Here is a 12,287-nt window from a genome sequence, read left to right on the forward strand (position 1 = left end):
GAGGAACTCCTGGATCAAGAACATGGTGACGGTCAACACCCGCCGCCGAGTCAGGCAGCCGTCCGGTGGGTTGCTGGCGACGGACGAGCGCCTGGCCGGGCCACAACCGACGCCCCTCGGAGCACTTCGGGGAGGTGATGCGGGTGACATCGGGGCAGTTGGCCCGCCGGTCCCCGAGGGGCGGCGGCGTGCCCTGGGCGTGAGCTGGAACGAGCCCCGGGGCGGCTTCTTCCTCACCATCACGTCCCGTTCGCCGCCGACAACGGGGCGCTCCTGCGCTCGACCGTCGGGCTCGGTGTCCTGTGGACCCCCATGCCCTACCTCTACCCGGACGGTGACGGCGAGCGAGGCATCAGGCTCTCCGTCAGCTACCTTTCCGTGCCCGAGATCGAGGAGGGCATCGCGCGGCTCGCGGAGTTCGTCCAGGCGCAGGCCGGGGAACGGCCCGCGCGGCTCGACGAGGGCACCACCGCGTCCGGCGCGACCCCCGCGTCCGAGGGCGGCGTGCGATGAAGACGGGAACGGTCATCGGAGTCGGGGCGATCGGAACCTCGACCGCGCTCGCGCTGACCCGGTAGCACTGGCCCGACTGTTCGCCGCCACCGGAGGGCCGGGGTGAACATCGAGGACGTCCGGATCGAGCACGCGTCGTAGCTCTCGCGCGGCCTGGTCGAGCTGCTGCTCCACCCGCGCTCGGCCCCGGAGCTGTCCCGGCGCCGGCCGCGGACGGCTGGATCCTGCGACCCCAGGAAATGGAACCGGCGCCCGGCCGGCCCCGGCGTCCCGACCACGCCCTGACGCGCGCCGGGCGGCACCGATCCTCCGTTCAGCACCCGGCGTTCACCGCGAACCGTCGAGGCGCGAACTCACCGTTCCCTGCGAGATCCCACGCCGCCCCCGTGCTCTTCCCGTGGGCACCGACAACCCGCACTGCGGAAGCGGTCAACTACCTGCCAACGAGCCACCCGCAGGAAATTCCGCGTGATAGAAGTTCCGACACATCAGACGATCGACCAGCGGAAAACCAATTCGAAAGAGGCAAACTTATGACCAACTCGACAGTCGAAGTCACCGGGAGCAGATCCCGGCACCTCCCGCTCGACGGGGTGCGCTTCATTCCGATGTTCCTGATCTTCCTGTCCCACGTGGCACTGACCGTCGCGTTTTCCTCGCTCAGCTTCACGAAGTCCTATTTCCGGTACTTCGGCGGCATGGGGCAGATCGGCGTCTCCTTCTTCTTCCTGCTCAGCGGCTTCGTACTGGCCTGGTCCGCCCGCCAGAACGACACCACACTCGCGTTCTGGCGGCGACGGATCGTCAGGATCTACCCCATCCACGTGGTCACGCTGCTGCTGGCGCTCGCGGTCTTCGGGACCGCGACGGCCACCTTCAGCTCGTCGATGGCCAACCTCACGCTGATCCAGGCCTGGTCCTCCGACCCCCGGTGGTTCAACAGCCTCAACGCGCCGAGCTGGTCGCTGAGCCCCCTCCTCTTCTTCTACCTGGCGTTCCCGCTGCTACACAGGCTCCTCAACCGGCTCCGGTCGCAGTACCTGTGGTGGTGCGCCGGCGCGATGGTGGCCATAGTGATCGCGTTGCCGGCCGTGGTGCGCGCGCTGGTTCCGGCGGACCCGGCCGCCCCTCTCTTCTTCCGGGCGACGTCACTGAAGGCGTTCTGGCTGGTCGAGATCTTCCCTCCGAGCCGGCTGCCCGAGTTCGTCCTGGGCATGGTGCTGGCCTACCTCGTCAAGTCCGGCCGGTGGATCCGCATTCCGCTCTCCGCCGCCCTGCTGCTCGCTCCCATCGGCTACGTGATCTCGCTGAACGTGCCCAAGGAGTACCAGATGTCGGCAGCGATGATCATCCCCTGGGCAGTGATCGTGCCGGCCATTGCGGCGGCATCCGACGACAGGCTCGGTAGGATCCTGCTCGGCAACCGGATGATGGTCTGGCTCTCGAAGCAGGGCCTCGCCTTCATGCTCGTCCAGTACCCGGTCATGATCTTCTTCGTTAAGCAGTTCGGGGCCACCCGGACCTACACCGTCGCCCAGGGACTGGGCCTGGCGACGCTGGAACTGGTGGTCTCGATAGCCCTCGCCTGGATCCTGACCGAGTGCATCGACCGGCTGATCACCCAGCGCTTCTCCTCTCCGCGCTCCCGGCCGGTGGAGACGCCCGTCGAGCGCACCGGCGACCGGGACATGCTCGCGGGCCGGACGACGGACTGACCGGACGCGCAACGGCGCCGCCGCACCAGGTGCCCGAGCTGATGGTCGACGCCCCCAACCAGCCGTCCTGGGACGTCACCCGACTGCACACGGTCGAGCAGGGCGCGTGACCGCACCAGTACGCCCTGCTCGACATCATCCTTGATCGGGCCCTTGCCCGGCCGCCAGGTGCGGCCGGGCAAGCCGCGGTCTGACGTCGAACGCCTGGTGGCAGCCTCGGATCCGTACTGGGACGCCCTCGCCGAGGCACGACCTTCCGACGGCTCTTCCACCGCCGCGCCAGATCGGGACTTTCCCGGCCTACGCCTCCACCAGGCAAAGGGCGTCGATCAACCGCGAGCTGTACCTGCCCGCCTCCTGGACCGACGACCGGGCACGCTGCCGGCCGCCGGGATCGAGGACGGCGTGCCGTTCGCCACGGCCGGCTATGGCCACAGCCGCCCGGACGGCCTGGAACTGCACCTGATCCGCATCCCGGCCGGCCAGCCCGTCACCCGCCCACGGATCGCCCACAGCCACTGACCGACTTCGGAACCACTCGTCCAGCCCGGCCTGTGGCAGGAACCTGTCCCTCCACCGGGAATACGGCAGCCCGGGGAACCGGGGGCTGTCCTCACTGACAGTGACGCTGCGCTGAACTCCGTTCGCGGCCCGCCTGTCGACCGCCGGACGCTCGGAGATGTCCCCGAGTTCGGGCTACGCTCGAAACAGCCGGCCGGGGTGGGTCACTGACTGCTGGTCCGAAGCCCGACACGACCGTGGGCGGGGAGCACGTCGGACGGCGTCGACTGGACGGAGCGCGGGTCCGCCCCGGGATCCTGCAGCCGGCTGTCCAGCTCTTGGGCGAACTCCATCCAGCTCTCCGCGCACCACCGCGCCAGATCCACCACCAGGGCACCGCAGTGCGCCGGCACCGCGGCGGTCAGCTCGGACCACTCCTGGCTGCCGATCGCGTTCTGCCGCAGCAGGCGCAGCAGCTCGCGCCCCTCCTCCTTGTGGCGCAGCGCCGGGTCACGCAGCAACTTCTGCAGCACCACGGCGGGATCCGAGTGCACCAGGCGCACCCGGCGGGCGGCCTTGCCGCGGGGGTGCTGGGCCGAGCGCACCGCGCTGACCGTCCCGTCCCGCGCCCCGTCCGCCACCGGCGGCTCGCCGGCCGCGATCCGCCGCCGCACGTCGCTGACCGTCGCCGGCGAGATGCCGGCCAACCGGGCGACCTCGCGCAGCGAGGCCTCCGGTCGCTCGGCGAGCAGCTCGGCCGCGCGGCGCCGGCCCGCCCCGCTGTCCAGCGGGCGGACCTTGCCGTCGCGGCCGACCCGGGCCTGAAGCGGCGGCTGCTCGGCCCCGCGACACCGGATGGCCGCGACCGTCCTGGCGCCCAGTCCGGCGGTGCGCGCGATCGCGCGGTCCGACATGTGCGGGTGAGAGGCCACGATCCGCTCGGCTGCGATCCGGCGGTCCGCCTGCGACAGCGGCAGGCCGTGCGTGACGTTCGCCTCCACCGCCTTGAGGAAGGCGTCATCGGCGGTACCCTCGAAGAACTCCACCTCGATGCTCTGCTCCCCCTTGCAGACGGCGGCCAGCAACCGGTGGGTACCGTCGATCACCCGCATGGTGCTCCGCTCGACCAGGATGGGCGGGAGCGGCCCTTCGAGTTCGGCCAGCAGCGCGATGTGCTCCTCGTCGCTGCCCTTGGTGCGTGGCGACTCCCCAAGGACCAGCGATGAGATCGGAACCTCGACCCTGGTAGCCAGTTCAACCGCAGCCTGACTCAACGTAACCCCCGCTGTAGTGCGCCTCTGAGCCCGACTCCAGCACGTCGGGTAGGCCCGTACAAGGGATCTGTCCGCTTGTCGCCTTCCTTGTCGAAGGGTCACTGATCCGCCCGGCTGCTCCGACCCATCGACGCACGCGCGAAACGCGTCCGCCTCGCCGCGCGCAGGGTGGTGCCCTCCGGTAGGAGGATGTCCCGGGGCGCGGGCGGTCGATCAATGACCGGGGTTGTCAACGCGTCGGTGACGGCCCGTGCTCCGCAGGCGAACACGTTCAACTGCTGTGGTGCACCAGTTGAACAGCCTCGGCCGCGGCATTCCCTGGCGGCCGCGCCGCCGCCGCGACAACACGCTCAGATCCCGCCGCATTGAACGCCTTCACCGCGGCGCGTCCGCTCTCCTATCGTTGGCCCGATGGCTGGATCGCCAACCCGAAAGGAAATAAAACTGTGTCAGAAATACTGAGCTGGCAGATTGTTGACGGCAAACCGGCCATGACGCGGGTCACCGGCCTCACTGACATGGCACAGGCCGGCGCCTGGCTGGAGGGCGTTCGTCCGCAGCTGACCGCGGCGCTGCGGGAACACGGTGCGATCTACCTGCGCGGTCTGCCGATGGCGACCGTCGAGGACTTCGCCCAGGTTCGCGACCTGCTGATCAGCGAGCGGACGCCGTACCGGGAGAAGGCCACCCCGCGCAGTCGGCTCGGCGACGACGTCTTCTCCTCGACGGACCTCCCGGCCTCGCAGTCGATCCGCATGCACAACGAGAACAGCTACACCCTGACCTTCCCGGGTCAGCTGCTGTTCGGCTGCCTGATCGCGCCCGCTCAGGGTGGGGCGACACCCGTCGCGGACTGCCGGAAGGTCCTGGAGGCACTTCCCGCACGGGTGATCGAGAAGATCCGGGCAGCCGGCTGGCGGCTCTCGCGCAGTTTCTCCGAGCACATCTCCACCGACTGGCAGACCGCGTTCGCCACCGACGACGTCGACGAGGTCGCGCGCTACTGCGCGGACAACCTCATCAGCTGCCGCTGGCAGGAGGACGGCACGCTGCGGACCGACCAGATCCGCCCCGGCATCATCATCCACCCGTCCACCGGCGAAGAGGTGTGGTTCAACCACATGCTCTTCTGGAACGAGTGGGCCCTGGAGGAGGATCTGCGGGAGGCCCTCGTCGACGAGTTCGGCAGGGACGGCCTCCCGTTCAACACCGGATTCGGCGACGGCTCCCCATTGACCAACGAGGACCTCCAGGCCGTTCAGGCTGCGTACGATTCGGCGACCGTCCGCGAGACCTGGCAGCCGGGCGATGTGATGCTGGTCGACAACATCCTGACCGCGCACGGCCGGGACCCGTTCCAGGGCGACCGGAAGATCGTGGTGGCCATGGGCGACCCGGTCGAGCTCTCGGAGTGCCGGCCGACCGTCGAGCCCGCGCCCGCGTTCGCCTGACCCCGGCCGGCGCCATCAGGCCGCGCCGGTCTGATCGCAGCGCCACGCCCTCATCCAATGGTGCAAGGAGCCTTTCGTGACTGACCTCGCCCAGAAGCCGGTTGACCTGGTATCGCGCTTCCGTCGTGCCGCCCGGCTCGACCCCGACCGGATCGCCGTACGGAGCGCCGACGGTGAGCTTACCTTCGCCGAACTCGACCGGCGCACAGCACAGTTGGCGGCCCACCTGACCGCTCGCGGGATCGGCGTCGGCGACCTGGTCGGGGTCAGCCTGAAGCGCGGCGTCCAGCTGGTGGTGTCGCTGCTCGCGGTGTGGCGGGCGGGTGCGGCCTATCTTCCGCTGGACCCCCGCTATCCGGCGGACCGCCTGGAGTTCATGGCCGAGGACGCCGGCATCCGGGTGCTGCTGGGCTCGTCCGGCCACGTCCTCGGGGCATCCGGTCTCGAGATCGTCGACCCGGATTCCGTGGCCGGCGATCCCGACGTCGCCGACTCGGAGCCGGTGGCCGCCGGGCCGCTCGTCCCGGCGTACGTGATCTACACCTCGGGCTCAACCGGCCGGCCCAAGGGCGTCCAGGTCGGACGGGGCTCGGTGGCGGACCTGGTCGCCGCCCTGGAGCAGGCCGGCATCTACGCCGGGGAGCCGCGCGTGGTCGGCTGGAACGCCAGTGCCTCCTTCGACGCCTCGGTGCAGCAGTGGGCGCGGATCTGCCGGGGCGACACCATCGCGATCCTCGACGAGGACCAGCGCACCGACCCCGTCCAGCTCCGGGCCCTGCTCGACACCTACGGGATCCAGGACCTCGACCTCACCCCCTCCCACTGGGAGCTGGTGCGGACCTGTCTGCTGGACGGCGCCCACGACCCGCTGCCGCGCCTGTTCATGGGCGGTGAGCCGGTGCCGGAGCGGACCTGGCAGGAGATCTCCAAGGCCACCGCCAACGGCCTGCTCGAAGCGGTGAACCTGTACGGTCCGACCGAGTGCACCGTCGACGCCACCACCGCCTGGATCACCGGCGAGGAGCCGCACATCGGCCACCCGCTGCCGGGCACCCGGGCGTACGTGGTCGGCGACGACCTCCGGCAGGTGAGCGGTGCCGGTGAGACCGGTGAGCTGTTCCTGGCCGGCGAGGGCTTGGCCCAGGGCTACGTCGACCGGCCGGCCTTGACCGCCGAGCGCTTCGTCGCCGACCCGTTCGCCGCAGACGGCGGGCGGATGTACCGCACCGGGGACCAGGTCCGGCTGCGCGCCGACGGTTCGCTGGAGTTCATGGGCCGGGTCGACCGCCAGGTGAAGGTGCGCGGCTACCGGATCGAACTCGGCGAGGTCGAGGCCGCGGTCTCCTCGCACCCCCGGGTGGCCACCGCGGTCCTGACCGGCTATCGCGACCCCGCCCTCGGCGACCGGCTGGTGGCCTACTACGTCTCCGAGGAGCCGCCGGCCGACGCGGAACTGCGCGACCACTGCGCGGCGGCGCTGCCGGAATTCATGATCCCCTCGGTCTTCGTACCGGTCGACGCCATTCCGCTCACCGTCAACGGCAAGGTCGACTGGGAAGCGCTCCCGGAACCGCACACCGCACCCACCGAGCTGTACGTCGAACCCGAGGGAACGATCGAGAAGCTGCTCGCCGAGGTCTGGTCGGAGGTCCTGGGCCAGGAGCGGATCAGTGCCGACGACAACTTCTTCGCGCTGGGCGGCCACTCGCTCGTCGCGCTGCGGGTGATCAGCAAGCTCAAGCGTGAACTCGGCCTCACCGTCCGCATCCGGGAGGTGTACCAGCACCCGCACCTGCGCGAACTGGCCGCCTACGCCGGGGCCAAGCTCGCCACGCCCGAGAACCCCTGACCCGTCACATCGCAAGGGACCATGCCCATGGCTACCAACCAGGACCTCATCGTGGTCCGATTCCGCCGAACGGCGAACCCCGCCCGCACCCTGGTCTGCCTCGGCTTCTGCGGCGGCGGCACCGGGCAGTACCAGCAGTGGGACAGCGTGCTCCCCGAGGACGTCGACCTCGCCGCCATCTGCTACCCGGGCCGGGAGGGCCGCTTCCTGGAGGACTTCGCCCAGGACTGGGACGCCCTCGCCGAGGACACGACCCGGGCTGTGCTCTCCGTCGCGGCCGAGGGCCCGTACGTGCTCTTCGGCCACAGCATGGGCGGCTGGATGGCGTTCGACGTCGCGGTGCGCATCGGACGGCTCGGCGGGCCCGCGCCCGAAGCGCTCGTGGTGTCCTCCGCGAACGCGGCCAGCCGCGGGCTGACGCCCAAGGATATGTTCCCGGCCCAGCAGGACACCAACGAGCAGCTGCTCGACTGGATGACCATGCACGGGATGATGCCCGAGCACGTCATGAGCGACCCGGAGCTGCAGGAGCTCGCGGTCGAGCTGATGCGGGCCGACATCCGGGCCCGGGACACCTTCCACTACCTGCCCGGCTCCAAGGTCGACGTGCCACTGCACGTGCTCACCGGGGAGAGCGACACGGTGATCGAGCCCACCACCGGTGAGCAGTGGCAGGACCTCGCGAACGGCGACTTCCGGCACGACATGCTGCCCGGCGGGCACTTCTACACGCCGGAGGTGTGGAGCCGGCTGCCGACCTACATCCCCGCCCTCTCCGGCGCGGTCAGCGCGCACTGACCGCGCGGTCGGGGGAGTCCGTCGACACCGCCAAGCGGGGGCACCAGGCCGTGAAGCGGCCTGGTGCCCCCGCTTCGGCATGCCGGGGTGACGGATCACCGCCCAGGCCGGCGGGCCGAGCAGCAGCCAAGGCCGCCGGACGGCACCGGCCGGCAGGCCCGCCGCGAGCCGCCCGCCGTCCAGCGACGGCACTGCGACCGGCGGCCACGACGGAGATGGCGCTGCCGCCCGGCTCGTACGAGGCATCTTGTTTCGTCTCCGGTGCACCGGCCGCCCCGCCCGAACAGGTGTACCGGCACGGATCGGCGGGCACCGGGTAGAAGGGGGCTTCCCGCCGAGGAGGTACGAACATGCCGCACGCGACCGCCCCGCACACCAGGCCCGAGGGCATCTCCCCGCACGCCCTGGGCAACGACACGCTGCTGCACGAGCTGGAGCAGCTGCACCGCACCCGGCACGAGACCTTTCTGTACGGGTCGGAGGAGGCGCTGAAACGCCACACCCTGCGGACCGGGCAACTGGAGGCGGAGTTCCTGCACCGGTTCCCGAACCGGCAGGTCACCGCGGCCCGGACCAGGGCCGGCGCACGGGCGAGGGAGGCGGCGGCCCGGGTCGAGTCGCTGCCGGAGTAGCGGTCGGCGCCGCACCGCCCGGCGGGACACGCCGGGCGGTGGTGGCGTGCCCGGGGGCCGGGTGTCGGCCAGGGTGGAGGCAGAGCCCAGCCCCACCACCCGTACGGACACCTGGGAGCCCACCGATGCCCATCGCAAGCGTCAACCCCGCGACCGGCGAGACCCTGGAGACCTTCGAACCACTGGACGCCGCCGGCCTCGAACAGCGGCTGGCCCGCGCCGAGGAGACGTTCCGCACCTACCGCACCACCTCCTTCGCCCATCGCGCCGAACTGCTGCGCCGCGCCGCCGACCTGCTGGACCAGGACCGGGAGGCCGCCGCCCGCACGATGACCGAGGAGATGGGCAAGCCGCTGGCCGCCGCCCGCGCCGAGGCCGCCAAGTGCGCCAAGGCGATGCGCTGGTACGCCGAGAACGCCGAGTCACTGCTCGCCGACGAGCACCCCGACCCGGCCGACGTCGCCGACTCCGGCGCCGCCCGCGCCTACGTCCGCTACCGCCCGATCGGCGTCGTCCTCGCGGTGATGCCATGGAACTTCCCGTTCTGGCAGGTGGTCCGGTTCGCCGCGCCGGCCCTGATGGCGGGCAACGTGGGCCTGCTGAAGCACGCCTCCAACGTGCCCCGGACGGCGGTGGCGCTGGAGGACCTGTTCCGCCGGGCGGGCTTCCCGGAGGGCTGCTTCCAGACCCTGCTGATCGGCTCCGGCGCCGTGGAGGGCGTGATCCGCGACCGCCGGGTGGCCGCGGTGACGCTCACCGGCAGCGAGCCGGCCGGCCGGGCCGTCGCCGCCGCGGCGGCCGACGAGGTCAAGAAGGCCGTCCTGGAGCTGGGCGGCAGCGACCCGTTCGTCGTCATGCCCAGCGCCGACCTGGACGCCGCCGTGCAGACCGCCGTCCGGGCCCGGGCGCAGAACAACGGGCAGTCCTGCATCGCCGCCAAGCGCTTCATCGTGCACACCGACGTCTACGACCGGTTCACCGCCGCCTTCAGCGAGGCCATGGGCTCACTGCGGATCGGCGACCCGATGGACGAGGCGACCGAGGTCGGCCCGCTGGCCAGCCGGCAGGGGCGGGCCGACCTGGAGGAGCTGGTCGAGGACGCCCGGGCGCACGGCGCCCGGGTGGAGTGCGGCGGGCGCCGCCCCGAGGGCCGGGACGCCGGCTGGTTCTACGAGCCCACCGTGCTGACCGGCATCACCCCGGCGATGCGGATCGACCAGGAGGAGACCTTCGGGCCGGTCGCCACCGTCTACCGGGTCGCCGACCTGGACGAGGCGGTGGCGCGGGCCAACGACACGCCGTTCGGGCTCAGCTCCAACGTCTGGACGGACGACCCGGCCGAGCAGGAGCGCTTCGTCCGGGACATCCAGGCCGGCGGGGTGTTCTTCAACGGCATGACGGCCTCGCACCCGGCGCTGCCCTTCGGCGGGGTCAAGCGCTCGGGCTTCGGGCGGGAGCTGTCGGGGCACGGGATCCGGGAGTTCTGCAACGTGACCACGGTCTGGCTGGCGTAGCTCCCGTCCGGCACCCCGTGCCCCGGCCCGGGCCCGGTCAGGCCGCCATGCGGTGTCTGCCGGGGCCGGGCGTCACCCAGCGCGCGACCATGCCGCACAGGGCGATCAGGGTCGCGCCCCACACGATGCTGAAGATGATCAGCATCGGCAGCCAGCTCACCTGGGCCCCGACGAGACCGAGGCCGAGCGAGAGCGCGACCATGAAGGTCACGGCCGTCGGGCTGAGGCTGAGCAGGCCGTGCCAGGCGCGGTGCGCCCAGCCCGGGTGCTGCGGGGCGTCGGGACCGGTGTCGAGGTCCTTGTAGGTCAGCAGGTCCATCTGGGTTCGCCTCCGGACGTCGGGGGGACTGCCGGTGAGCAGCTCACGAGGCCTTGCGGGGAGCTGCGGACTTCCTGGGGGTGGTCTTCCTGGCGGCGGCCGCCGTGGTCTTCTTCGCCACGGTGCCCGTCCCGGTCGCGGCGCCCCTCCCCGCCGCCGTGCTCTTCCCGGCCGCGGTGGTCTTCCGGGCCGTGGTGGTCTTCCGGGCCGTGGTGGTCTTCCCGGCGGCGGGTGCGCGCTTGCGGGGCGCGGGCTTCCCCGCGGGCTCCTCCTCGGCCGCTGCCGCCTCCTCCGCGCCGCGCTCCGCGGCCCCGGGCTCCCCGGCCGGCGCCGCCGCGTGGCCGCGCCGGTGCCCGCCCTTGGCCTCCTTGAGGCTGCTGCGCAGCGCCTCCATCAGGTCGATGACGTTGTCCGGTGCCTCGCCCGGCTCCTCCTCGTGCGGCACCTCGACGCCCTGCAGCCGGGCCTCGATGACCTGCTGCAGCGCGTTCTGGTAGTCGTCGTGGAGCTGGGAGAGGTCGAAGTCCTCGGAGAGGGTGTCCATGAGCGAGCGCGCCATCTTCAGCTCCTGCGGCCGCACGGTCACCGCCTCCTCGGGCGCGATCCCGGCGGCAGGGCGCACCTCGTCGGGCCAGATGCAGGTCTGCAGCACCAGCGTGCCGTCGTGGACCCGCAGCACCGCCGGGGACTCCCTCGTGCGCAGGGCGATCTTGGTGACGGCGATCTGGCCGGAGTCGGTGAGCGCGTCGCGCAGCAGTGCGTACGGCTTGGCGGCGGCCTTGTCGGCCACGCCGATGTAGTACGCCTTGGAGAACATCAGCGGGTCGATCTCGGCGGCGTCCACGAAGGCCAGCACGTCGATGATCTTCTTGCTGGGCAGCGGCAGCTCGGCGAGGTCCTCGTCGGTGAGCGTGACGGTGCGGCCGTCGGGGGACTCGTAGCCCTTGGCGATCTCCGCGTACGGGACCTCCTTCTCCTCCTGTTCGCAGTACCGCTTCATCCGCACCCGCCCGCCGTCCCTGGCGTGCACCTGGTGCAGCGGGACGTCGTGCTCCTGGGTGGCGGAGTACAGGTGCACGGGGATGCTGACCAGCCCGAAACTGATCGTCCCCTTCCACGTGGTCTGCACGGGGTCACCCCTTTCCCGGAGGTCCCCCTACCGGAGATTTCCCACTCTGCCCGGATTCACCCGGATCGGCCACACGATCCCGCGCGGGTCCGGTCCGGCGGACAATGGGCGGACGGAACGAGGAGGTGGCGCGATGCCGGGAACCCAGCCGCCCCCGCCGCCCGACCGGACCACGTACACGGTGGCGTACACCGTCACCGGGGAGCCCGGGGTGCGGCGGGCGGAGGTGACGGTCGTGCCCGGGTACTCCCAGGAGAGCGACATCCCGCGCATCCTGGCCGCCCGCCTCCCCGGCCGGCCGGCGGACGGGCGACCGGCGGCGGCGGACGGGCAGCGGGACGAGCAGCCGGCGGCGGGCGGGAAGCCGGACGGGCCACCGGCGGCGGACGGGCGCATCGTCCTGCTGGAGGTGCGCCCGGTGTGAGGCCCCCGCGGCGCGGCCGGGACGGGCCGGCCCGACCCGCCGAACGGAGGCACCGGCGCGTGTCACCGGTTGATCGGCCGGGGCCGGGCCGGGCCGCTCCTTAGCATCGGGACTCCGCGCCCACGCCCGAGTTCGCGTGACGGAACGTCACCCCCGCCCCAGGAGCGC

General features: G+C 71.7%; 11 protein-coding genes and 1 pseudogene. 9 read left to right on the top strand and 3 right to left on the bottom strand.

Translation table 11 applies throughout. From position 1 onward, the window contains the following. The first annotated feature begins 312 nt into the window (after positions 1–312). The 3 genes and pseudogenes from ACZ3YO_RS03300 to ACZ3YO_RS03310 all read left to right on the top strand — a co-directional run. Complete coding sequence (locus ACZ3YO_RS03300; protein WP_465565239.1) at positions 313–513, top strand: hypothetical protein; 201 nt, start codon at positions 313–315, stop codon at positions 511–513. Positions 514–1,046: 533 nt separating this feature from the next. Then, positions 1,047–2,228 carry an acyltransferase family protein gene (locus tag ACZ3YO_RS03305; protein ID WP_465564214.1) on the top strand — a complete coding sequence of 394 codons (1,182 nt, stop codon included), beginning with the start codon at positions 1,047–1,049 and terminating at the stop codon, positions 2,226–2,228. A gap of 280 nt (positions 2,229–2,508) precedes the next feature. Next, positions 2,509–2,622, top strand: a pseudogene (locus ACZ3YO_RS03310) (IS701 family transposase); the annotation flags it as partial. A 331-nt stretch (positions 2,623–2,953) separates the two neighbouring features. On the opposite strand, the gene ACZ3YO_RS03315 reads toward ACZ3YO_RS03310, so the two are convergent. Then, positions 2,954–4,003, bottom strand: coding sequence for a transcriptional regulator (locus ACZ3YO_RS03315; RefSeq protein WP_465564217.1), 1,050 nt, complete (start codon positions 4,001–4,003; stop codon positions 2,954–2,956). Between the two features lie 446 nt (positions 4,004–4,449). Between ACZ3YO_RS03315 and ACZ3YO_RS03320 the strand changes: the two genes are divergently transcribed. From ACZ3YO_RS03320 to ACZ3YO_RS03340, 5 genes are all read left to right on the top strand, one after another. Continuing rightward, positions 4,450–5,454, top strand: a complete 1,005-nt coding sequence (locus ACZ3YO_RS03320) for a TauD/TfdA family dioxygenase (RefSeq protein WP_465564220.1) — start codon at positions 4,450–4,452, stop codon at positions 5,452–5,454. Between the two features lie 76 nt (positions 5,455–5,530). After that, positions 5,531–7,303 (top strand): non-ribosomal peptide synthetase, encoded by a 1,773-nt coding sequence (locus ACZ3YO_RS03325; RefSeq protein WP_465564223.1) that lies wholly within the window; start codon positions 5,531–5,533, stop codon positions 7,301–7,303. Positions 7,304–7,330: 27 nt separating this feature from the next. After that, the gene (locus tag ACZ3YO_RS03330) at positions 7,331–8,101 is read left to right on the top strand and encodes a thioesterase II family protein (protein ID WP_465564226.1); all 771 of its coding nucleotides are present in this window, start codon (positions 7,331–7,333) and stop codon (positions 8,099–8,101) included. A gap of 350 nt (positions 8,102–8,451) precedes the next feature. Beyond that, complete coding sequence (locus tag ACZ3YO_RS03335) at positions 8,452–8,733, top strand: DUF6158 family protein (protein ID WP_396323955.1); 282 nt, start codon at positions 8,452–8,454, stop codon at positions 8,731–8,733. Positions 8,734–8,858: 125 nt separating this feature from the next. Beyond that, positions 8,859–10,247: an NADP-dependent succinic semialdehyde dehydrogenase gene (locus tag ACZ3YO_RS03340; RefSeq protein WP_465564230.1), complete on the top strand. Its 1,389-nt coding sequence runs from the start codon at positions 8,859–8,861 to the stop codon at positions 10,245–10,247. 37 nt (positions 10,248–10,284) lie between these two features. On the opposite strand, the gene ACZ3YO_RS03345 is transcribed toward ACZ3YO_RS03340, so the two are convergent. Next, a complete protein-coding gene (locus tag ACZ3YO_RS03345; RefSeq protein ID WP_465564232.1) occupies positions 10,285–10,566 on the bottom strand; it encodes a hypothetical protein in 282 nt (93 codons plus the stop codon). A gap of 43 nt (positions 10,567–10,609) precedes the next feature. Next, complete coding sequence (gene ku, locus ACZ3YO_RS03350) at positions 10,610–11,695, bottom strand: non-homologous end joining protein Ku (protein ID WP_465564235.1); 1,086 nt, start codon at positions 11,693–11,695, stop codon at positions 10,610–10,612. Between the two features lie 133 nt (positions 11,696–11,828). On the opposite strand from ku, the gene ACZ3YO_RS03355 reads away from it, so the two are divergent. Then, on the top strand, positions 11,829–12,119 hold the full coding sequence (locus tag ACZ3YO_RS03355; RefSeq protein WP_465564238.1) for a hypothetical protein: 291 nt from the start codon (positions 11,829–11,831) through the stop codon (positions 12,117–12,119). The last annotated feature ends 168 nt before the right edge of the window (positions 12,120–12,287 follow it).

Source organism: Kitasatospora sp. NPDC022785 (assembly GCF_055561295.1).

Excerpts from the sequence above, each read along its gene's own strand:
- ACZ3YO_RS03335 (WP_396323955.1), top strand. The coding sequence starts at position 8,452 with ATGCCGCACGCGACCGCCCCGCACACCAGGCCCGAGGGCATCTCCCCG.
- ACZ3YO_RS03355 (WP_465564238.1), top strand. The coding sequence starts at position 11,829 with ATGCCGGGAACCCAGCCGCCCCCGCCGCCCGACCGGACCACGTACACG.
- ACZ3YO_RS03345 (WP_465564232.1), bottom strand. The coding sequence starts at position 10,566 with ATGGACCTGCTGACCTACAAGGACCTCGACACCGGTCCCGACGCCCCG.
- ACZ3YO_RS03340 (WP_465564230.1), top strand. The coding sequence starts at position 8,859 with ATGCCCATCGCAAGCGTCAACCCCGCGACCGGCGAGACCCTGGAGACC.
- ACZ3YO_RS03305 (WP_465564214.1), top strand. The coding sequence starts at position 1,047 with ATGACCAACTCGACAGTCGAAGTCACCGGGAGCAGATCCCGGCACCTC.
- ACZ3YO_RS03300 (WP_465565239.1), top strand. The coding sequence starts at position 313 with ATGCCCTACCTCTACCCGGACGGTGACGGCGAGCGAGGCATCAGGCTC.
- ACZ3YO_RS03330 (WP_465564226.1), top strand. The coding sequence starts at position 7,331 with ATGGCTACCAACCAGGACCTCATCGTGGTCCGATTCCGCCGAACGGCG.